Genomic DNA, 19,751 nt, shown 5'->3' with positions numbered 1-19,751 from the left:
CGATTGGTTGTCCTTCATAAGCTGAGTCGCAGTCGCGTCTCCAATTTGCTAGTGTGAAAGGAAAAAGGAGCAAGGAAATATGGGGGAACTCATCGTCGCATCAAACGGGACCCGTGCCATCCGTTTCGGCATCTGCCAACGCTGCCTCAGCACGAACGTCCGGACCTTTACCTGTCATCACGGCTCGTGTGCCTACTGTCGGAACTGTCTGTATCTCGGACGCGTCTGTCGCTGTGACTTTTTAGAAGAAAGGGACATCACGACTCCACCCGAGACGACCGAATTGACGATGCCGTTCGAACTCGCACCCGCCCAAACACGGGTCGCGAATCAGTTGCTCGCTTGGTGGGACGACCGCAAGACCGGGCTCGTCCACGCGGTGTGTGGGGCCGGGAAGACCGAGATGACGTTCCTGGTAATCGAGCGGGTCGTCAATGAAGGGAAACGGGTGTTGATTGTATCCCCACGGAAAGACGTCGCCCTAGAATGGGTGGAACGACTCGAACAGGCATTCACCGTACCCGTCACGAGACGATACGGAGGCGGGGAAAAAGATTCCATCGGGATGATCACCGTCGCGACCGCGCCGTTACTACTCAATCTACGTCATGTGTTCGATTATGTGCTCGTCGATGAGTCTGATGCCTTCCCGTTCGCCTTTGACGTCACGTTATGGCGCACCATCCTTCGTGTCGGTAAAGGGATGTTTGTCTTCATCACGGCGACCCCGACCGTATGGCAACAGAGGGTTTCGACGGTCCATCTGTCTCGCCGTTATCACGGATTCGATTTACCCGTGCCGACACTCGTCAAACAGACCGATGAGCGACTCTTCGACTTCTGTCGACGTCATGCATCGAAACCACGTCTCTTGTTCGTACCGACGAAGCCTGATCTGGAACGGTATCAAAAGACGTTAGAAGACGCAGGATTTACGTGTCGGATGGTGTCTGCCGAGACCGAGGAGCGGACCGACGCGCTTCACTGGCTCCAAGATACGAACGGGATTGTCCTCGCGACATCAATCTGGGAGCGAGGGATGACGGTTCGGGACGTGCAGGTCGGGGTGCTTGAGAGTGAGCATCAGCTCTTCTCGACACGCGGGCTCATTCAAATGGCAGGCCGGGCCGGGCGAAAATCGGATGCGCCGACGGGGGAGGTCTGTTTCTTTTACGGGGAGCGGACGTTCCGACAAGACCTCGCCATTCGGGCGATCCAGAAGGCGAACAGACGATGAACTGTCTCCTTTGTCACCAACCGATGACCGTCCCGTGGACACCTGCCACGTTATGGAGACGCGACTGGGTGTGCCCGTCGTGTGAGGACCGACTGACACCGCTCCATGGAGGCTGTCCGCGTTGCGGTCAACCGAACGAGACCGGTGAGACGTGCTCGGACTGTATCCGCTGGCTCGCACTCGGCTTAGATTTGACCGTTCATTGTCTATATGCGTATGACGAGGCGGGTGTGGAATGGCTACATCGCTTCAAGTTCAGTGGGGACGTCGCCATCGCCGCGTCGGTCGCACCAGTGCTTCGTAAGCTAAGAGAACCTGGCGTGACGTATGTACCTGTCCCGCTCAGTGATGAACGACTCCGATTGCGTCGCTTCAATCAAGCAGCACTGCTCGCGCGAAAAATCGCTCCGACCCGGCAACTGATTGAAAAGAACGAGGTTTCAAGTCAACGCGAACTCGGGAAAGAAGAAAGACGACACCGAACGAATCCTTTCACTGTACCAACTTCAGTGAAATGTGGGAAAATCATTCTTGTAGACGACGTCTATACGACGGGGACGACGCTCCATCAGGCAGCATTTTCGTTACGGCAGGCGGGTGCGACAGAAGTTTCTGCGATTTGCTTATTTCGGGCGCTAAACAAATCAAAAACGCGTCCGATATAAAGAGCAGAGGTGAAACCAATGGATGCAGCATCTTGCCAAATGTGCGGACGCTTGTTTATGAAACAAGGTCGCTCGCCTTATTGCCCATCATGTAGTGAAGTCGACTTCCAAAACTTTTTGAAAGTCCGTGACTTCATTCGTGAACCAGAAAACAAATCAACGAACATCGGCACCCTCGTCGAAGCGACAGGTGTGTCAGAACTTGATATCACGCGATATATCCATGAAGGACGCCTGATCATTAAGGACAACCCGGAACTCTTGGTCGGCTGCGTACGTTGCGGTCAACCGACGAATGAAGGGAAAGTGTGTTCGAACTGCCAGAGAGATATGCAGAAGGAACTGTCTAGTCTACAAGAGAGCTTGACGAAATCGTCATCTGCTCGCGCTTATCGTTTGGATTAACATCATGAAGAGGGGGAAGACGCATGCGCATCGATTCAGCCAAGTGGGTACACTTACCGAACACTTATGAAAAGAAAACGCAAGTCGAGCCGAAGCCCGCGCCATCACGCCAAACGGACCAATTGTCAATCTCGGCGGAAGCCCGCGCCCGGTTTGAAGAACCGGTGAAACATCCGGATCGTCTCGCAAAAATCGACGCTTTGAAAGCAGAGATTGATGCGGGCACGTATTCACGGGACGCGCGTGAAATCGCCAAACGCTTTCTACAAGGATGAATGGAAGCGAGGTCCGTTTGAGGCCTTCGCACTGAATAACACGGCACGGAAGCTGACTAAATAAGGGGCACCCCTTTCTTTAGTCGGCTCTTTTTTTGAGAAAAGGAGAGACTCATGCTCACATTACATAAACGTTTACTCGAATTGGCCTATACGAAAGAACAGCTGCTCGTTCAAAATGACATGGCCGCTTTTAGCGCACTCGTCAAAGAAGAGGCGAAACTCGTCCGACAAATCTCACAAAAAGAAGCAGAACGACTTCAAGGGACGTATGAATTGGACGATGAAGAGATAGAGGAACTGAGACCAGTCTTGTTCGAGTTGAAGCGTCAGAACGAATTGAACGCGTTGCTTCTTGAACAGTCCCTTCGTTATATTACTTGGCACTTGGACATGCTCTTGCCAGAAGCAGATGATTTCACATACGGACAACAGGCGTTTGAAACACGCTCGTTCAGCCGTGACGTTTAAGGAGGAAGTACAGAATGGGTTCAACATTTATGGGATTAGAGACGGCGCGTCGCAGTCTGACGACACACCAGTGGGCGCTCCAGGCGACGGGGAACAACGTGGCGAACGCCTCAAACCCTGGCTATTCACGCCAACGTCTCACCCTCGGGATGACAGAACAACTCTCGGTCAACTTCGGTGGCACGAAAGCCGGACAATTCGGGACCGGAGTGCGTGGGGAGACACTCGCTCGGATTCGCGATCTCATGATCGACCAACAGTATCGGGACGAATCGGTGAAGAACGCGTTCTATGCGACGAAAGAGGCGGCGTTCGGTCGGATGGAGGATATCATCAACGAACCGTCTGAGAACGGGCTTGCCAAATCGCTCGACTTGTTCTGGGCATCGCTCCAAGACTTGTCGGTCAACCCGGACGATACAGGCGCGCGAAGCGTCGTCCGTCAGCGGGCAATGACGCTCGCCGAGACGTTCAATTACATGTCTTCGTCGCTGACGAAAGTGCAAGATGACTTGAAAGCGGAAGCGGGCGTCGTGTCGAAAAAGATCAACGACCTGTTGACGAAAATCAATGACGTCAACCGTCAAATCGGAGACGCGGAACCACTCGGCGTCCTCCCGAACGAGCTGTATGACGAGCGTGACCGTTACATGGACGAGCTCTCGCAATATATCGAGTTCGAGCGTGTGCCCGTCGATTACTTGAACGGTGAGACGCGCGGGAACTCGCAACGCGTCGCAGAAGGACGGATTGATATCCAAATTAGCGTGCCCGGAAATCCAAACCCGATCAAATTGGTCGACGGCATCTCAGGTGGCGTCGGGGAAATGACTGAGTCGACGTATCGTGCGGCAGATGCGACGACATCTGAGACGATGACGCTCCAAGACATGCCGAACGGTAAGTTGCGAGCGCTCGTTGAGATGTACGGGAGTCAGTCGGGTCCTGAAGCGGCGGACGGGGCGTATACGAAGATGCTCAAAGACTTAGATGAGATGGCGAGCGTGTTCGCGACGGCGTTCAACGATGCACATATGACGAACAAAGATGCGTCAGGGACGGACGGGCGTAACGATTTCTTCGTGAACTCGGATACGAATACGAATGCCGATATCACGGCGTCTACGATTGAAGTGAACGAGACGTTCATGAGTAACCTCGATTTGATCGCAGCCTCGAAAGACGGCAATATCGGGGACGGGAGCGGCGCGCTCGAACTCGCACGCCTAAAAGAGATGGCCTTAAGCTTTGCCGGGTCGGCCACGACGACGACTTCGATTGGGAAGTACTATCAGAACGTCATCGGGAACATGGCGGTCGAGGCGAGCCAGAACGCGAACCTCGCGAAGAGCACGTTCGCCCTCTTGAGTAGCTCGGACCAGCGCCGCCAGTCGGTGAGCGCGGTCTCGCTCGATGAAGAGATGACGATGATGATCCAATATCAACATGCATACAATGCGGCGGCACGTAACATCACGGCCGTCGACGAGATGCTCGACAAAATCATTAACGGCATGGGTGTCGTAGGGAGGTAATGACTGATGCGTGTCACACAGACGATGCTCACACAGACGAACTTGAAACACTTATCGAGTAGCTATAATACGCTCGCCCGCGTCCAGGAACAACTGATCAGCGGGAAGCGGATCCAAAAGGCATCAGAGGACCCGGTCGTCGCGATGCAAGGAATCCGATATCGGACCGAGGTGCGTGAAGTCGATCAGTTCCGCCGTAACGTCAGCGAGGCGACGAGTTGGATGGACATGACGGACTCGACATTGAACGAGGTCACGGAAGCTGTCAAACGGATCCGTGAGTTGACGACGCAAGCTGCGAACGATACGTACGAGTCGTCGCAACGCGCAATCATCAAGAGTGAGGTCGACCAGTTAATCGAACATATCGGCTCACTCGCCAACTCGAAGGCGGGCGAGAAATATATTTACAACGGGACGAAAACGGACAAACCGCTCATTGACATGCAGGCGCTCAAAGACTATTTGAACGAAGAACCTGGAGCAACGCTTGAGTCTATCTATGGGACGGACGGTCCTCCGACGGCGAGCGGGAAAATCGAGTTCGAAGTCTCAAAAGGGATCACGATGCAAGTGAATATGCAGCCAGAGACCGTCTTCGGACGAGAACTCTTTGAAGGATTGAAACAATTGAGCGGCTTGCTCGCCGATGAGAACACGGGTGGTGCTGATTTGTCGGCCCAGCTCGAGACGCTCGATACGATCGGGCAAAACTTGATCACCGAGCGGTCTGAGCTCGGGGCCCGGGCGAACCGTTTGGAGCTCGTCGACAACCGTCTACAAGACCACGAGATCATCGCCAAGACAATCATGTCCGACAACGAAGATATCGACGTCGAGAAAGTCATCATGGAGTTGAAGTCGCATGAGACGGTCCACCGTGCGGCGCTCTCGGCAGGGGCTCGAATCATTCAACCGACCCTCCTTGACTTCCTCCGGTAATCGGTCATGAATCTCGCGAGACTTGAAATGCGGCAAACCTTTGCCGCCATCCAGATGACGTCGAACCGACCAGTGCTCGAGATGCGTCAAGGTCGGGCGGACATGTCGATGAAGCAAGGCAAGGCCGAGATGACGCAACAGACGACTCAAGGGAAACTTGACATCGACTCCTCGGTTGCTCGGAGTGAGAGTAACCTGAAAGGCGCGCTCGAACTCGGAAAATCGTTCGGACAGATGGGGGAACAAGGGGCTCGCGAGGCGATGGCGAACATTGCCCGTGAAGGGGACCGTCTCATGCGCATCGAGAACGGGAACCCGATCCCTTCAATCGCTGCAGAGAAAGTGAACGACCCGTATCCGATCGTCGAGATGGGTTATATGCCGAAATCGATTGACCGTGTCAAGTTGACGTATACGCCCGCGGATGTGAAAATCGAATGGAATATCACACCGCCCCAGATTGATGTATCGCTCACACCGGCTGACATCTCGTTCACGCCATGGACGACGGACATTTCCCTCCGTCAACAGGCGTCGCTCGACATATGGCCGGTCGGTGGGATGTATGATGAAACGCGTTGAAAGTGAGGACAATCCATGTTCATTGAAACAGACTACTTTGGCAAGATTGAAATAAATGAAGCGGAGACGATCACATTCGTCAGTGAGATTCCAGGATTCCCGGACTCGAAGACGTTCGTCTTGATTCCGTACGGGGAAGAGTTGCCGTTCTGGTCGCTCCAGTCGATCGAAGAGAAGGCGTGCGCGTTCGTCGTGACGAATCCGTTCTGGCATAAGGCGGACTATTCGTTTGAACTGTCGGACGGGGCGAAAGACCAGCTCGGGATTGCGGAAGCAGAACATGTCTCCGTCTACTCGATCGTCACGCTCCGTGAGCCGTTCGATGCGTCGACGCTCAACTTGAAGGCACCGATTGTCATCGAGACGAAGGAACGACGCGGGAAGCAAGTCATCTTAGATGACGCCTATCCGGCCCGTTATCCGCTCGGCGGCACGAAAGCGGAGGTGCGCTGATGCTCGTATTGAAACGGAAACAAGGCGAGGCAATCCACATCGGGGACGATGTGACGCTCACCGTTCTCGCTATCGAGGGCGACCAGGTGAAGCTCGGCATCGATGCCCCGCGCCATATCGATATCCATCGTCATGAAGTGTACATTCAAATGCAAGAAGAGAACGAGTCAGCACGAGACAGTGCCAACTTGATGAAGCAGATGATTCAAAAGCAGTCGGAAGCGTGAGCTTTCGACTTTTTTTGTAAATTTAGAATGTAAGGGTGACATGTTTCACCTAGTTGGGATAGGATGGAAACGGAAAGGGAAGGAGGAGAAACGGTGGGAACGGTCATCAACCAATTTTTAATCAATATCAGTCTCATCTTTTTACTCATGTCACTCACGCTCTATGTGATGCGGACGGTCTTACCGATTCAGCCGTCCTCCCCATTATTTGTCCGCTTTTGGTTCGGGGTGTCGAACGGATTGACGGCGATTCTGTTGACCCTCAATGCGATTGAACTCGGTGACGCGAGGATCGACCTCCGCCTCATCCCGATCGCGTTGTCGGCGACGTACGCCGGACCGTTCGGTGCCATCGTCACGCTCGCGCTCATCTTTATCGGGCGGATGACATTACACGGGATGAGTGCCCCGTTCGTCGATTCGATTCTCATGTTCATCGCCTTTTACATATTTTCACTCATCCTCTCGCGTATGCCGATGCATCGGTCACGAGGGTATGCCGTCTATATCGGGTTCGGTGCGCTCCTCGTCTTGATGCGGGTGACCGGTAGCGTTGATGCGACGGTGTTCGTGAACGTCTTCGTACCGTATTTCATCATGCTGTCGCTCGGGGCATGGCTCTGTTACTGGGGGGCGAAGAAGCTCGAGACGCATCTATGGATGTTCCTTCTGCATACGCATCGGGCGACCATCGACGAATTGACGGGACTTCCGAACCGTTACCGGACGCTCGAACAGATGAATGACTTAGAAGTGTCCGGGAAGCCGTGGACGTTACTCGTCATCGATGTTGATCACTTCAAACAGTTGAACGATACATATGGTCATTTGGCCGGTGACGCCGCGCTCCGGCATATCGGTCAGACACTCGAACGGCATTGTCCGCCGGGCGGGTTCGTCGGTCGTTACGGCGGGGAGGAGTTCCTGCTCGTCATCGAAGGTAGTGAACAGGCCAAAGAGTTGGCGGAAATGTTAGTCGAGACGGTGCGCCATACGACGTTCGAATGTCAGGGCGAGGTCATTCCGATGACCGTCTCGATCGGTGCGGCGGTCGCCGGGCACGAGCCGAGCATGGTCGTGTTCGAGCGGGCGGACGAGGCTTTATATGATGCGAAACGGAATGGACGGGACCAGGTACGTTTCGCCTAAAAAATCCCCTATAACCGTTGGCGATGTGTGTCCAGCGGTTATAGGGGATTTCACGTTTAGTGAATGTTTTTCTTCTTGAACTGTCCGCCCCGGACGTCGTGAATGTTTCCGATGGCGAGGAACGCTTTCTCGTCATAGTCGTCGAGAATGTCCTTTAATTTCGTCTCCTCGAGTCGGCTGATGACCGTGAAGACGACTTTCTTCCCGTCCCCGGTGTAGGCACCTTCCCCGTGGAGATACGTCACGCCACGACCGAGCCGGTCCATGATGGCTTGGCCGATCTCTTCCGGTGCGGTCGTGATGATCCACGCCGCTTTCGACTGGTCAATTCCTTCTAAGACGACGTCAATCGTCTTGAAGGCGATAAAGTACGTGAGGAGCGAGTACATCGCCCGGTCCCAGCTGAAGACGAAGCCGGCCGTCCCAAGGATGAAGATGTTGAAGAACATGACGATTTCCCCGACCGAGAACGGTAATCGGTTCGTGAAGGCGACGGCGAGAATTTCGGTCCCGTCGAGCGATCCACCGGCGCGGATGACGAGCCCGATGCCTGCCCCGAGCAAGAAGCCGCCGAAGACGGTCGACAACAAGAGGTCATCTGTGAACGGTTGGATGTCATGCAGGACGATCGTGAACGCCGACATGAGTAGGATTGCCGTCAACGTGACGACGGCGAACGTCTTCCCGATTTGCCGATAGCCGAAATAGATGAACGGCAAGTTGAAGAGGACGAGCCAGATGGCAAGTTTCGTCTCGGTCAAAAAGGAAACGATGATCGAGACCCCGACGATCCCGCCGTCGATGATTTGGTTCGGAACGAGGAACGCTTCCAACCCGACCGCGAAGACGAGGGAACCGAGCAGCAAGAGGACGACTTTCGCAAACAGTTCGGACGCTTTGATCGGATTATGTTCGCGCCTTAAGCGCTGCACTTCCTCCGGTGTCGGGGAAGGCATGGGTGTACGCTGCATACGTGGTGCCCCCTTTCCATTTTCTTAAGTATACCAAAACGAGTCGAGGCAAAATCATTTGAGACAGAGAATCTGACATGAATATTCAGAATAGATTGATGATTTCTCGTGAATTATTTCGATATTGTTTTGTGATAGGCTAAAAAAGTTGTTGAAACTGAGAAGGAGGTCAATGAAACATGAAACGAGAGAATAAAGTCTGGTTGATGGGATTTCAAATCTTCATGAACATCATAGGCGGACTCATTGCGGCGTACGGGTTGGAGTCCGTCCTCATCCCGAATAACGTGTCGGACGGGGGCATCACCGGGATCAGTATCGTCGGGTCGCAGCTGACGGGGTTGCCGCTCGGAATCTTCATCGGGATTCTGAATATTCCGTTCATCTACCTTGGCTATAAACAGATTGGAAAGAGCTTCGCCATCCTTTCGGTCACGGGAATCGCGTCGTTGTCTGTCGGTACGGTGATCATGCACCGTGTACCGACCATCATCGAGGGCGACGCGCTCCTTATCACCGTGGTCGGCGGAATCATCCTCGGGTTCGGGATGGGGATATCCCTTCGTAACGGGGGCGCGCTCGACGGGATTGATATGCTGGCCGTCCTTTTGTCCCGTAAATTGCCGTTCGGGACGAGTGACTTGATTCTATTTTTGAATACGTTCGTCTTTATCGTCGTCTCGACGGTGTTCGGGCTTCAAGGGGCCGTCTTGTCCGCGATCGCCTACTTCATCGCATCCAAAGTGATACATATTGTCGAAGAGGGATTGAGCGGGGCGAAGACGTTCAAGATCATCACGAGTGAACCGCATGAGCTGGTCGAGACGATTCGGGACCGTCTCGGACGAAGCGCCACGTTGAATCAAATCCAAGGGGCGTATTCAAAAGAGAGCTATTACGAAATCACGTGCGTCATCAACCGGCTCGAAGAACGAAAAATCAAAGACATCATCGATGATGTCGACCCGAAAGCGTTCGTCGTCGTGTATGAAGTGACGGAGGTCAAGGGCGGGAATTTCCAAAAACGCGATATTCACTAACGGATGGCCACGTGCTGTCCGTTTTTTGTTTGACCGGGAAACGTGCGCCGCGAAAACATTCCGCATGTGCGAAGCGTCCATGCAGGAAAACGGACATGGGAAGTGGAATGAGACGAGGCAAGGGAAAGGGGAGGATGGAGCATGTATGCACTGATCGGCAAGCTCGTCACGAAAGCGGGACAACGCGACCGGCTCGTGGCGATTTTATCGGAAGCGGCGCGGGAGATGGAGGCGACGCCGGACTGTGAATCGTATCGGGTCCACGTATCGCTCGATGAGGCGGACACGGTGTTCGTCTATGAAGTGTGGCGGAGTGAGGATGCGCATGCGGCGTCGTTGTCGCTTGCTGAAGTGAGGGCGTATATCGATCAGGCGAAGCCTATCCTCGAGCAGATGGAGCGGATTGCCGCGCTCGAACTGCGAACGTGACGGATTGAATGAAGAGACGGATGACCACGCGTCATGCGTCTTTTTTGCAGGAAAAATAGATGGGTACCGAGAACAAGACAGGATTCGGAAAGGAGGGAACGTATGCGTCCGCTTGTACTCGGTGTCTTCGCAGCCTTGTTTTTTGCGAGCACGTTCGTGTTGAATGAAGTGATGCAAGTCGGGGGAGGCAGCTTCGCCTACAGTGCCTCGCTCCGCTTTTTATGGATGATCCCACTGTTAATGATTGTTGTCGCCTTGCGGGGCGGGCTCAAGCGGGTCGTCAAGGCACTGACGGAAAATCCACGTCCGTGGTTCGTCTGGGGGACGGTCGGGTTTGGGTTGTTTTACGTTCCCATCTGTCTCGCGGCCGAGGTCGCGCCCCCATGGCTCATCGCGGGCACATGGCAAGTGACGATCGTCGCCGGTGCGCTCTTGTCACCACTCTTCAAGCGGCCGGACGGGTCACGCGAACAGATCCCGTGGCGTGGACTACGATTCTCGAGTCTGATCTTGATCGGGGTCGTCTTGATGCAAGTCGAGTTCTTCGAATCGTTCGAGCCTCGTTTCCTCTGGCTCGGCATCGTCCCGGTTGTCATCGCGGCTTTTGCGTATCCGCTCGGGAATCGGAAGATGATGCAACATACGGACCTCGACGTGTTCGAACGCATTCTCGGGATGTGCCTCGGGTCGCTCCCGGTCTGGTTCTTATTGTTCGGGTACGGCTTGACGACGGGGCGTCCCTCATCGAGTCAGCTCGGGCAGACGTTCCTCGTCGCGTTGTTGTCAGGGATTGTCGCGACCGTCCTATTTTTCAAGGCGACGGACCTCGTCAAGCACGATATGGGAAAACTGGCGTCTGTCGAGGCGACGCAGGCGCTCGAGGTGTTGTTCGCCCTCATCGGCGAGCTCCTCTTCCTCCATGCGGTCATGCCGTCCCCGATCGCCTTGGTGGGGATTACACTCGTCATGGTCGGAGTCGTCTTCCATAGCCGCAGCCAGTTCATCGAGCTTCCGACCGCATTGCAAAAAGAGGCATAAAAAATACCTCGCTCCTACGAGCGAGGTATTGTCATGAACTTGTTGTCAAACTGCCTTTGACTTTGTCGTAGAAGTCATCCATCATACCAGTACGGCTACCGAGCTGGCAGATGAGTTCGAGCGTTTCTTTATAGAACTTTTTGACGAGTCCTTTGTTTTTGATCCCGTCCATCGACGCGAGCGTCTTGTCGAGGTTCTCTAAAATCTCTTTGATCTGTGCGTCCGAGTCCGGTTTGACGACCGTCATGTTCTCAGGGATGCTGACGACCTTCTCTTGACCTTGGTGGCGGAACGATGCGCCGAAGCCGAGGTTTTCGATGAAGAGGTGCGGCATCACTTTTTGACCGAAGAAGTGCTTGTGCCAGTCTGTCGCTTTCATCGTGTCCATATCTTGTTTGAACGTAGAAGCCGTCGAGACGTATTGTTTAAACAAATCCGTCATGAACTTCTCGATGACCGGGATTTGAAGGGCGAAGACGTTTTTCAAGAGCGCGTCGAGCTGGGCGCGCGTCAAAGTAGTTTCGTTAGACATGTCAGTTCCTCTTTTCTCTAGTACGTTATTACCATCGTATGGGATTGGCGGACGGTCGTCAATGTAAGGGGAAACATTTTTTCAGAATATTTGATGAAAAGTCATCAACTTGTGGGATAATCAAGTGAAGACATCAACAACTAGGGAGTGGTTCTTGTGAACAAATCGATGAAATGGGCGCTCGCGCTCGGTGTGACAGGTGCATTGGTGGCAACGGTCGGTGTCGTCTCGTCCCGGGGACGGACAGAGGATACGACGCAGACGATCCGTGACCGAGAGCTCGGATATGAGATCATCTTGCCGTCAAAGATCGTTGCGGCGATTGAGCGCGGTGACGTCTATATCGAGAAGGCACAGGACGTCGTCGACATCGGGGACACGAAGAGCTACAGCACGTTCGATTTGTACTATAACGTCGAGGACGGAGACGACCAGCTCTTGTTCCACTTGGACTTGATCGACCGGGAGTTGACGGAAGAGGCGTTCGCGACAGAGGTCGGTTACGGCAACTATCTCGGCACGAACGACAAGACGTTCTTCTGGGTCGAACCGACAGAGGCCGTCCCGGGTGCCGAGGCGCATACGGATGAAATCGCTGAATTGATCGAGACGCTCCCTGAGTTGGAGTTCCGGACGTTATAATCTCGTAAGTGGGCTCGCTACGGCGGGCTTTTTCCTTTGTGCTACAATACAAATGAGGTGATGTACATGAATTGGACAGTAGAAGAAGTCAAACAAGCGGATGATGTGAAAATGTTAGAACAGGCGGTCAATACGAACGACAAGATCGACGTCAAAGTCGGTCATGAGTCGGTCGGACAGAACGACTATGCGGTATATGACGGGGAGACGCTCGTCGGGTATCTCATGCTCTTCCCATATCTCCCGAACGAGTATGAGGTGAACGCGCTCGTCCATCCGGAGTACCGGAAGCAAGGTGTCTTCTCGGCACTGCTCGAGACGGCGAAACAGGATGCGAAACTGAACGGCTGTGAGGCGTTCACGTTCGTCATCGACCGGAACTCGGCATCTGGGAAGGCAGTACTCGAGCACCTTCAGGCGGCGTACCAGTTCTCGGAATATAATCTCGTCTTGAAGAAGGCGGAACTGTTCTTAAAACCGGATGAGGTATCGCTCCGTGAGGCAACGGCGGACGACCGTCCGCTCATCATCGCGACGCTCAGCGAGGCGTTCGGCGACCCGGTCGATGTGACGGAAAACATCTATCAACAAATCGACACGCCGGACCGCGTGACGTATATCGGCGAAGTCGACGGCAAACCGGTCGGCGTCATCCGTGCCCTTCTCGTCGGTGACGATGCGGCAAGCATCCACGCGTTTGGTGTCAAAGCAGGAGAACAAGGTAAAGGCTACGGCACAAAGATGTTGAAGCAGATGGTGCAACAACTGTTCCGCATGGGCCGGACGAAAGTCGAGCTCGATGTCGAGACGGAAAACAAGGCGGCGCTTGAAATCTATAAGCGCGCAGGCTTTGCAGAAAATGGCGGCTACGAGTTTTACATGATCGAATTATGAGGTGAACCATATGGTGAAAAATCTGAAATGGCTCGGTGCGGCGTTTGAAGCATTTCTCGGGATTCCGATTCTCGGTGGTCTTTTCATCATCGGGATGGGGTATTCTCCCCTCGGATTCATGTTCGTCTATCACGTCATCGTGTTGATTCTCTCGTTCAGTCGACTGAACCGCTTCTCGTACGGCGCGGCCGTCGGAATCACGGCATCGGTCCTCGGGTTCATTCCGATCGTCGGGATGATGCTCCACTGGGCGGCAGCGATCACGCTCGCGATTGACGCAGCGACGACACCACGACGGGTGACGCGCGTCGAACGTGACGATGAAGCATTTTAACGTACTCCTTTCTGGGGTGCGTTTTTTCATTGACCAAACGTTCAACTGAAAACGCTATACATTCATTGGAAATCGGACGATATAAGGAGTGATGAACACAATGAGGAGGAACAACACAGTGAAAGTATTTAAAAACTTTACGACACAACTGCTCGCGTGGATTTTGGTCACGTCCTTTATCACGGGCGGAGCGGTCGGCTACATCACGCTATTGCTTTTGACAGAACTCGAGATGGAACAAGGTCAGGTCATGCTCGTAGGTACGGTCGTGGCGTTACTTATCTCGTCACTCGGCGGGATTGTCATTTACTTGATCGCCCGTCGTCCACTGAAAGCGGTCGAGATGGCTTCAGAGAAAGCCGTCGAAGTGGGGAACGGTGATTTGACGGTTCACTTCGCGGACGAGAAGACATCAGACCGTTCGGAGATGGGACGTTTGCTCTTGTCGATGGACAACATGGTCGAGCACCTTCGGGAGCAAGGGACGAATATGCGCTACACGGCGGACCAGTTGACTGGTTCGGCACAGGAAATTGCAGCTTCAGTCCAAGAAGGGAACGTGGCGGGCGAAAGTATTCGTGTTGCGATGGACTCCCTCAACAAAATGTTAGAAGACAACGTCAGTGCGACATACAACTCGATGGACTTGCTCGGAGCGGTCGCGCGGACGATGGAGAGCATCCGTCAAGAAATGTCATCGGCGCTTGACTCGGCGAGCGAGATGCAACAGGAAGCAGAGAGCGGGAAAGGCCTCGCGTCGTCTTCCGTTAACGCGATGCATGCGATTGCTGGGAAAGTCGAACAGTCATCGACGCTTAACAGCCAGTTGACGGAAATGACAGGCGAAATCTCACGCATCACGGATGTCATCAGTGACATCTCGGCACAGACGAACTTGCTTGCCTTGAACGCGTCGATTGAAGCGGCACGTGCCGGGGAGCATGGACGTGGATTCGCCGTCGTTGCGGCAGAAGTCAAGAAGCTCGCGGAACAAACAGCGAACTCGACGCAAGAAATCACAGATCTCATCGTCGACGTAAAGCGTCTCGTTGGCGATACGTCATCGTCGATGGCGAACGTGAAAGCAGAAGTCGAGACAGGTGTCGGATTGGTTGAAAAAGCAGGTGGTGCGTTCGCATCGATTCATAATTCGGCAAATGAAGTGTACAGCCACGTGCATTCAGTCGATTCACTCCTTGATGAGTCACGCGGTCAGATCGACTCGGTCGTGACGAACTCGGCAGGCATCGTCGGTATGGTTGAAGAAGCATCACGTTATGCGAATGAAGTGACATCAGCGGCAAGCCAGCAAGCAGCAAGCCTTGGAGAAGTGAACGGGGCGATGACAGAGCTCGTTCGCGTCGCGGAAAGTTTGCAGAATGAGACGGAACAGATGAAGGTGGAAGTGTAAGAGAAAAGAGGAAGCGTCCCAGTGATGGGGCGTTTTTTCTATTCAAAAGTATGAATCTACAGATTTTGAATAGAAAGTTGAAAAAAAGACTAAACAGATACGGGATGACTCCGATATAGAGTATGGAAACGATAAAACGTTCCAAAAAATGCAAGGTGAGGGGCCGGCCTAAACCTTGCATGCTCGGACAAATGGATTTGGAAGAGCGGAAAAAACTCAAACCTATGGAGGGAAAATTACAATGATTATTAACCACAACCTTAACTCAATGAACGCACACCGTAACATGTCATTCAACACAACGCAAACTGGTAAAGCAATGGAGAAACTATCTTCAGGTCTTCGCATCAACCGTGCAGGTGACGATGCAGCCGGTCTTGCGATTTCTGAAAAAATGCGTGGTCAAATTCGTGGTCTTGATCAAGCCTCACGTAACGCTCAAGATGGGATTTCTCTCATTCAGACTGCTGAAGGCGCGCTAAACGAAACACACTCAATTCTTCAACGAATGGAAGAGTTGACAACACAAGCAGCGAACGGAACACTTCAAACTGAAGACCGAACTGCTATTTCGGATGAGCTTACGCAGTTAAACAGTGAAATTGATCGGATTTCAGAGTCAACTAAATTTAACGGTAAGAACCTTCTTGATGGGACTTTCGGTGTTCAATTAGCAACAAGTGGTTTGCAGGTAGGATCTGACGGCGTAACCTCAATCGATATCTCTGGAGCTGCTGCGAGCACTACTTTCACAATCACATCTGGTGGTGCAGGAAACTATGTTCTTGCTGATGGTGCGGGAAACACACAATCGGTAACACTTGCTGATAATACTGCTGGAGTATTAAACTTTGATAAATTAGGAGTGAAGATTTCAGTCAATGGTACTCAGACTGCTGCGGGTATTGCGGCTACAACTTCTGGTGGTGGAGCAGCTGGTACTGTAATTACGGGGGCTCAACAAGCCGTTGATATTCAAATCGGTGCAAACACGGGTACTGCAGAACGTCTTGGAATTTCAATTTCAAAAATGGATTCTTCTGCAACTTCATTGAATACTTCTTCAATCAGCGTAGTGGATAGCGCAAGCGCTCGTACAGCAATTGATGTTGTGCAAGCAGCTGTAAATAAAGTATCAGCCGAACGTTCTAAACTGGGTGCTAACCAAAACCGTCTTGAACATACAATCAATAACTTAAATGTTGGTGCTGAAAACCTTCAAGCTGCAGAATCACGTATCCGTGATGTAGACATGGCGAAAGAGATGATGAACTTCACGAAGAACAACATTCTTAACCAAGCTGCACAGGCTATGATGGCGCAATCGAATCAGCAACCGCAAGCAGTTCTTCAATTGCTTCGTTAATTGGCTCTATAACATACTTTTTTACACCCGCGTCCTCAAAGGAAACGCGGGTGTTTTTTTAAATTACATACACAACTTGCTCTTCTCTTAATCGATTTCTCTTAATATCCTGCCACTTGTATACAACAGACCAATAGCTGCGTCCTAGTGTATCCGCAATTTCTTGATCTGATATTCCCTTTAATTTTGAAGTCACAATCAATTCGATTTCTTCCTCCGAATAATCGTTTTTAGGTTTTGAAGTGATGACGGTCAAATCTGGATTCGCTTCTTTCTCAATCTGTAAACGGTGTTTCCAATCTAGTTTCCATGCCATAGAAGATATCTCCTCACTATAAGAAGCAGTAAAGTCTAAGAATTTTAGAGCATCTTCCGTCTTTTGAATACGAAGAATAAAATTGTGACCATCGTTTCTTCGACTTAACACGAATCGATGTCCAAATGTTTTTTCGATGAATTGACTTAAGTAATTTAATTCAGAAGGATGAAATGCTTGCAAGTAAAGTGCGATGTGAGGTGTTAAAATCATTTGTTGCTTTTTTGAACGAGTCGAGCGCGTGACACACAGGCTACCGTCATCTAAATAGAGGGCTAGTAAAAAAACTGGATCCGTGCATTCTTCAAGTAAATGAAGGGGAATACTTTTTTTACCTCCAATATAAAGTTCTGCTCGAAGCCAGGTGAACAATTCGTCAAAACGTGAGGTGAGAGAAGCGCTCGTTCCGTTGTTATTTTTGATGATACTTGAAAAGATTCGTGGAGCGCTGTTTAATTTCCACTCACGATATTCGAGTTGCTTGATTGAAAAATGTTCTCCATATCTTAAATTCGCGTTTGGATATTTCTTCTTAGAAATTCCGATGTGTCCATCTCCCAATAAAGTCCCCATTATTAAACTCTTCTCAAAAGTCGTCAATTCTGCCCATTTCATCGCTTTTTATCCTCTCTTAAGGGAATATATGTTCTTATATTGAATACCCAATTTAAATAATCGAATTTCAATTCAAAAGAAAATAATTATGAACAATCATTGAACAAGTTTCCATTGAACTTCTTTCCTGACTTGCCGATATTAAGAAAGAGAAGAACAAATAAGGAGTAGAAACGTATGAACCCGACCATTTCAGAAGTCCGGCTTCACCTACCTTCTTCCGTCTTGCCGTATGAACAAACGAAAAACGTGTTCGTCGAAGCGAATCAAGCAAAGCTCGCTGATGAAGGCATCGTCATTCTACCGACGCCTCAACACGTCACCAAGTTAGAGGCGGCCGTCGAGAAGGCGAATCAAGTACTCGAACAACAACGTACGGGCTTAAAGTTTATGAAACATGAAAAATTAAACGACTATTATATTCAAATCGTGGATACGAACAACGAGGTCATCCGCGAAATCCCAAGCAAGAAATCGCTCGATTTCTTTGCGGCGTTCATGGAGTTCAATCAACTATTCGATGAACGGGTATAAAGGAGGATTCTCATGACGACACCAATCCGATTTGGCGGACTCGCCAGTGGAATCGATACGGATACGATTATTAAGCAGTTAATGCAGGTTGAGCGTGCGCCGGTCGATAAACTCGAACAAAAGAAACAAACGACGGAATGGAAACGCGATGCCTATCGTGAAATCAACCGCTCCCTCATGACATTACGAAACAGTGCAGTCGATTTGATGTTCAGTCGAAATTTCTATGCGAAGACGTCTAGTTCATCAGATGAGTCACGTGTTTCGGTTGTGACAGGCCCATCAACCGGGAATGCAGCACTTGAAATTCAAAGTGTAGAAAACTTAGCGACATCTGCTAGTCATATTGTTGAAGTAAGAGACAAAAACAATAATTTGGTCAAGCGAGATACTGCTGTGAAAGATTTGAATCTTGATGCGAGTACAAAAACGCAAACGATAACAGGAACTCCGACCGAAGTGACTCTCTCAACAAAACTAAATGATAGTGGGAAAATCTTCATTAATAATGTTGAAGTTGACCCGTCTAACTATACGTATGACTCAGCGACAGGCAAGGTGAATTTTTCAACACCTCTTGCTGACGGTGATGAATTAAAGTTCGAATCCGGCTATAAAGTTGAATACATCAATAAGAGTGGTGGGACACCTTCTGAATTGACGGTCAGTGCCGAGGCAAAATTCAGTGATGTATTGACTCAACTTGGCTCAAAAAACACGAATTTTTCTACATTCTTTGATGATGCATCAGGTAAATTGGCACTCACTCAACGAAACACAGGTAGCGATTCAACGATTGCTTTCACAGGAGCTGCGGCAACATTCTTCCAAGCAAGTGTCACTGATGATATTAAAGGAGAAGATGCAGTTTTTAATGTGAATGGAATCGAACTGACAAGAAGTACGAATACCGTCACAATTGATAACATGACAATTACTTTGAAATCTGAATTTAAAGCAGTTGATAACCCTGCACCGGTTACACTAAGTGCTTCTACTGACACTCAAAAAATCTTTGACAACATCAAAGGTTTCGTCGATAAATACAATGAGACAATCGATCTCATGAACAAGAAGACACGCGAAGAACGATTCCGTTCGTTCGCACCGCTCACGCAGGCGCAGCGTGATGAGTTGTCGGAAGATGAGATCAAGAAGTGGGAAGAAAAAGCGATGAGCGGGATGCTCCGTGGGGACACGATCCTTCGCGGGACGATGGATACGCTTCGTAGCAAATGGTCGGGCGCCACATCTACTACGAACGATCTAGACATGTCTCGCTTATTCCAAATCGGTCTCTCGACCGGTTCTGACTTCACGAACGGTGGAAAGATCGAGCTGAATGAAGAGAAGTTAAAAGCCGCTATCGAGAAAGATCCGGAACAAGTGTATAAACTCTTCACGGATGAAGAGACAGGACTCCTCCCACAAATCCGCGATACTGCGAAAGACTCGCGTGAGACGATCACACGAATCGCTGGTGCGGACGGGGCCGGGGCTCCAACGTATTCAATGGGTCGTGAGATGACGCAGATGGATACACGAATCAAACGACTCAACGATTTACTCATCGATAAAGAAAACGCCTACTACCGTCGCTTCGCGGCGATGGAAACGGCGATGAACCAGGCGAACTCACAAGCCGCTTCACTTCAACAGTTTTTAGGCGGAGGCATGTAAGAGGAGGA

24 protein-coding genes are annotated in these 19,751 nt (G+C 51.2%); 21 read left to right on the top strand and 3 right to left on the bottom strand.

Features of this window, described 5'->3' with window-relative positions; all coding sequences use genetic code 11:
• Positions 1–79: 79 nt before the first annotated feature.
• The 11 genes from KNO91_RS07710 to KNO91_RS07660 all read left to right on the top strand — a co-directional run bounded on the left by KNO91_RS07710 (position 80) and on the right by KNO91_RS07660 (position 7,941).
• Entirely contained in the window at positions 80–1,237 is a 1,158-nt protein-coding gene (locus KNO91_RS07710) for a DEAD/DEAH box helicase family protein (protein ID WP_214817313.1), read from the top strand.
• 23 nt (positions 1,238–1,260) lie between these two features.
• The gene (locus KNO91_RS07705; protein WP_214817311.1) at positions 1,261–1,902 is read left to right on the top strand and encodes a ComF family protein; all 642 of its coding nucleotides are present in this window, start codon (positions 1,261–1,263) and stop codon (positions 1,900–1,902) included.
• 18 nt (positions 1,903–1,920) lie between these two features.
• The gene (locus KNO91_RS07700) at positions 1,921–2,307 is read left to right on the top strand and encodes a flagellar protein (protein WP_214793744.1); all 387 of its coding nucleotides are present in this window, start codon (positions 1,921–1,923) and stop codon (positions 2,305–2,307) included.
• A 23-nt stretch (positions 2,308–2,330) separates the two neighbouring features.
• Positions 2,331–2,582, top strand: a complete 252-nt coding sequence (locus tag KNO91_RS07695) for a flagellar biosynthesis anti-sigma factor FlgM (RefSeq protein ID WP_074033759.1) — start codon at positions 2,331–2,333, stop codon at positions 2,580–2,582.
• 114 nt (positions 2,583–2,696) lie between these two features.
• Positions 2,697–3,053 carry a flagellar export chaperone FlgN gene (gene flgN / locus KNO91_RS07690; RefSeq protein WP_214793747.1) on the top strand — a complete coding sequence of 119 codons (357 nt, stop codon included), beginning with the start codon at positions 2,697–2,699 and terminating at the stop codon, positions 3,051–3,053.
• Between the two features lie 14 nt (positions 3,054–3,067).
• Complete coding sequence (gene flgK / locus KNO91_RS07685) at positions 3,068–4,588, top strand: flagellar hook-associated protein FlgK (RefSeq protein ID WP_214817310.1); 1,521 nt, start codon at positions 3,068–3,070, stop codon at positions 4,586–4,588.
• Positions 4,589–4,594: 6 nt separating this feature from the next.
• Positions 4,595–5,530, top strand: coding sequence for a flagellar hook-associated protein FlgL (gene flgL, locus KNO91_RS07680; protein WP_214793753.1), 936 nt, complete (start codon positions 4,595–4,597; stop codon positions 5,528–5,530).
• A 6-nt stretch (positions 5,531–5,536) separates the two neighbouring features.
• Entirely contained in the window at positions 5,537–6,112 is a 576-nt protein-coding gene (locus tag KNO91_RS07675) for a DUF6470 family protein (RefSeq protein WP_214817308.1), read from the top strand.
• 15 nt (positions 6,113–6,127) lie between these two features.
• Positions 6,128–6,565 carry a flagellar assembly protein FliW gene (fliW, locus tag KNO91_RS07670; protein ID WP_214793759.1) on the top strand — a complete coding sequence of 146 codons (438 nt, stop codon included), beginning with the start codon at positions 6,128–6,130 and terminating at the stop codon, positions 6,563–6,565.
• Positions 6,565–6,792 (top strand): carbon storage regulator CsrA, encoded by a 228-nt coding sequence (csrA, locus tag KNO91_RS07665; protein ID WP_078147346.1) that lies wholly within the window; start codon positions 6,565–6,567, stop codon positions 6,790–6,792. The genes fliW and csrA overlap by 1 nt, the downstream gene beginning before the upstream one ends.
• 93 nt (positions 6,793–6,885) lie before the next feature.
• Positions 6,886–7,941 (top strand): GGDEF domain-containing protein, encoded by a 1,056-nt coding sequence (locus KNO91_RS07660; RefSeq protein WP_214817306.1) that lies wholly within the window; start codon positions 6,886–6,888, stop codon positions 7,939–7,941.
• Positions 7,942–7,997: 56 nt separating this feature from the next.
• Here KNO91_RS07660 and KNO91_RS07655 read toward each other — a convergent pair whose 3' ends face one another.
• Entirely contained in the window at positions 7,998–8,912 is a 915-nt protein-coding gene (locus KNO91_RS07655) for a YitT family protein (RefSeq protein WP_214793765.1), read from the bottom strand.
• 179 nt (positions 8,913–9,091) lie between these two features.
• On the opposite strand from KNO91_RS07655, the gene KNO91_RS07650 reads away from it, so the two are divergent.
• From KNO91_RS07650 to KNO91_RS07640, 3 genes are all read left to right on the top strand, one after another.
• A complete protein-coding gene (locus KNO91_RS07650; protein WP_214793768.1) occupies positions 9,092–9,952 on the top strand; it encodes a YitT family protein in 861 nt (286 codons plus the stop codon).
• Positions 9,953–10,093: 141 nt separating this feature from the next.
• Positions 10,094–10,381, top strand: coding sequence for a putative quinol monooxygenase (locus tag KNO91_RS07645; protein ID WP_214793771.1), 288 nt, complete (start codon positions 10,094–10,096; stop codon positions 10,379–10,381).
• 102 nt (positions 10,382–10,483) lie between these two features.
• Positions 10,484–11,419 (top strand): DMT family transporter, encoded by a 936-nt coding sequence (locus KNO91_RS07640; RefSeq protein ID WP_214817304.1) that lies wholly within the window; start codon positions 10,484–10,486, stop codon positions 11,417–11,419.
• A gap of 31 nt (positions 11,420–11,450) precedes the next feature.
• Here KNO91_RS07640 and KNO91_RS07635 read toward each other — a convergent pair whose 3' ends face one another.
• Positions 11,451–11,951: a hypothetical protein gene (locus tag KNO91_RS07635; protein ID WP_074033734.1), complete on the bottom strand. Its 501-nt coding sequence runs from the start codon at positions 11,949–11,951 to the stop codon at positions 11,451–11,453.
• A 156-nt stretch (positions 11,952–12,107) separates the two neighbouring features.
• Between KNO91_RS07635 and KNO91_RS07630 the strand changes: the two genes are divergently transcribed.
• From KNO91_RS07630 to KNO91_RS07610, 5 genes are all read left to right on the top strand, one after another.
• Positions 12,108–12,593: a hypothetical protein gene (locus KNO91_RS07630; protein WP_074033732.1), complete on the top strand. Its 486-nt coding sequence runs from the start codon at positions 12,108–12,110 to the stop codon at positions 12,591–12,593.
• Between the two features lie 66 nt (positions 12,594–12,659).
• Positions 12,660–13,487: a GNAT family N-acetyltransferase gene (locus tag KNO91_RS07625; RefSeq protein WP_214817303.1), complete on the top strand. Its 828-nt coding sequence runs from the start codon at positions 12,660–12,662 to the stop codon at positions 13,485–13,487.
• A 10-nt stretch (positions 13,488–13,497) separates the two neighbouring features.
• Positions 13,498–13,821 carry a hypothetical protein gene (locus tag KNO91_RS07620; protein ID WP_214745921.1) on the top strand — a complete coding sequence of 108 codons (324 nt, stop codon included), beginning with the start codon at positions 13,498–13,500 and terminating at the stop codon, positions 13,819–13,821.
• A 118-nt stretch (positions 13,822–13,939) separates the two neighbouring features.
• Positions 13,940–15,232, top strand: coding sequence for a methyl-accepting chemotaxis protein (locus KNO91_RS07615; RefSeq protein ID WP_214760025.1), 1,293 nt, complete (start codon positions 13,940–13,942; stop codon positions 15,230–15,232).
• A 175-nt stretch (positions 15,233–15,407) separates the two neighbouring features.
• Positions 15,408–16,598 carry a flagellin N-terminal helical domain-containing protein gene (locus KNO91_RS07610; RefSeq protein ID WP_371816651.1) on the top strand — a complete coding sequence of 397 codons (1,191 nt, stop codon included), beginning with the start codon at positions 15,408–15,410 and terminating at the stop codon, positions 16,596–16,598.
• A 58-nt stretch (positions 16,599–16,656) separates the two neighbouring features.
• On the opposite strand, the gene KNO91_RS07605 is transcribed toward KNO91_RS07610, so the two are convergent.
• Positions 16,657–17,529: a DNA endonuclease gene (locus KNO91_RS07605; protein ID WP_214817300.1), complete on the bottom strand. Its 873-nt coding sequence runs from the start codon at positions 17,527–17,529 to the stop codon at positions 16,657–16,659.
• Positions 17,530–17,706: 177 nt separating this feature from the next.
• On the opposite strand from KNO91_RS07605, the gene KNO91_RS07600 reads away from it, so the two are divergent.
• Positions 17,707–18,063: a flagellar protein FlaG gene (locus KNO91_RS07600; protein ID WP_114165849.1), complete on the top strand. Its 357-nt coding sequence runs from the start codon at positions 17,707–17,709 to the stop codon at positions 18,061–18,063.
• A gap of 12 nt (positions 18,064–18,075) precedes the next feature.
• Positions 18,076–19,743 carry a flagellar filament capping protein FliD gene (fliD, locus tag KNO91_RS07595; RefSeq protein WP_214817298.1) on the top strand — a complete coding sequence of 556 codons (1,668 nt, stop codon included), beginning with the start codon at positions 18,076–18,078 and terminating at the stop codon, positions 19,741–19,743.
• Positions 19,744–19,751: the final 8 nt, after the last annotated feature.

Source organism: Exiguobacterium sp. s59, assembly GCF_018617475.1.
In the GTDB taxonomy this organism is placed as follows: Bacteria; Bacillota; Bacilli; order Exiguobacteriales; family Exiguobacteriaceae; genus Exiguobacterium; species Exiguobacterium aestuarii.
The sequence above is the reverse complement of the archived record's forward strand: the minus strand, read 5'-3'. Positions and strand labels throughout refer to the sequence as shown.

Coding starts and splice junctions, on each gene's coding strand:
- KNO91_RS07710 (WP_214817313.1), top strand. CDS start 80: ATGGGGGAACTCATCGTCGCATCAAACGGGACCCGTGCCATCCGTTTC.
- KNO91_RS07705 (WP_214817311.1), top strand. CDS start 1,261: ATGACCGTCCCGTGGACACCTGCCACGTTATGGAGACGCGACTGGGTG.
- KNO91_RS07700 (WP_214793744.1), top strand. CDS start 1,921: ATGGATGCAGCATCTTGCCAAATGTGCGGACGCTTGTTTATGAAACAA.
- KNO91_RS07695 (WP_074033759.1), top strand. CDS start 2,331: ATGCGCATCGATTCAGCCAAGTGGGTACACTTACCGAACACTTATGAA.
- flgN (WP_214793747.1), top strand. CDS start 2,697: ATGCTCACATTACATAAACGTTTACTCGAATTGGCCTATACGAAAGAA.
- flgK (WP_214817310.1), top strand. CDS start 3,068: ATGGGTTCAACATTTATGGGATTAGAGACGGCGCGTCGCAGTCTGACG.
- flgL (WP_214793753.1), top strand. CDS start 4,595: ATGCGTGTCACACAGACGATGCTCACACAGACGAACTTGAAACACTTA.
- KNO91_RS07675 (WP_214817308.1), top strand. CDS start 5,537: ATGAATCTCGCGAGACTTGAAATGCGGCAAACCTTTGCCGCCATCCAG.
- fliW (WP_214793759.1), top strand. CDS start 6,128: ATGTTCATTGAAACAGACTACTTTGGCAAGATTGAAATAAATGAAGCG.
- csrA (WP_078147346.1), top strand. CDS start 6,565: ATGCTCGTATTGAAACGGAAACAAGGCGAGGCAATCCACATCGGGGAC.
- KNO91_RS07655 (WP_214793765.1), bottom strand. CDS start 8,912: ATGCAGCGTACACCCATGCCTTCCCCGACACCGGAGGAAGTGCAGCGC.
- KNO91_RS07650 (WP_214793768.1), top strand. CDS start 9,092: ATGAAACGAGAGAATAAAGTCTGGTTGATGGGATTTCAAATCTTCATG.
- KNO91_RS07645 (WP_214793771.1), top strand. CDS start 10,094: ATGTATGCACTGATCGGCAAGCTCGTCACGAAAGCGGGACAACGCGAC.
- KNO91_RS07640 (WP_214817304.1), top strand. CDS start 10,484: ATGCGTCCGCTTGTACTCGGTGTCTTCGCAGCCTTGTTTTTTGCGAGC.
- KNO91_RS07635 (WP_074033734.1), bottom strand. CDS start 11,951: ATGTCTAACGAAACTACTTTGACGCGCGCCCAGCTCGACGCGCTCTTG.
- KNO91_RS07625 (WP_214817303.1), top strand. CDS start 12,660: ATGAATTGGACAGTAGAAGAAGTCAAACAAGCGGATGATGTGAAAATG.
- KNO91_RS07620 (WP_214745921.1), top strand. CDS start 13,498: ATGGTGAAAAATCTGAAATGGCTCGGTGCGGCGTTTGAAGCATTTCTC.
- KNO91_RS07605 (WP_214817300.1), bottom strand. CDS start 17,529: ATGAAATGGGCAGAATTGACGACTTTTGAGAAGAGTTTAATAATGGGG.
- KNO91_RS07600 (WP_114165849.1), top strand. CDS start 17,707: ATGAACCCGACCATTTCAGAAGTCCGGCTTCACCTACCTTCTTCCGTC.
- fliD (WP_214817298.1), top strand. CDS start 18,076: ATGACGACACCAATCCGATTTGGCGGACTCGCCAGTGGAATCGATACG.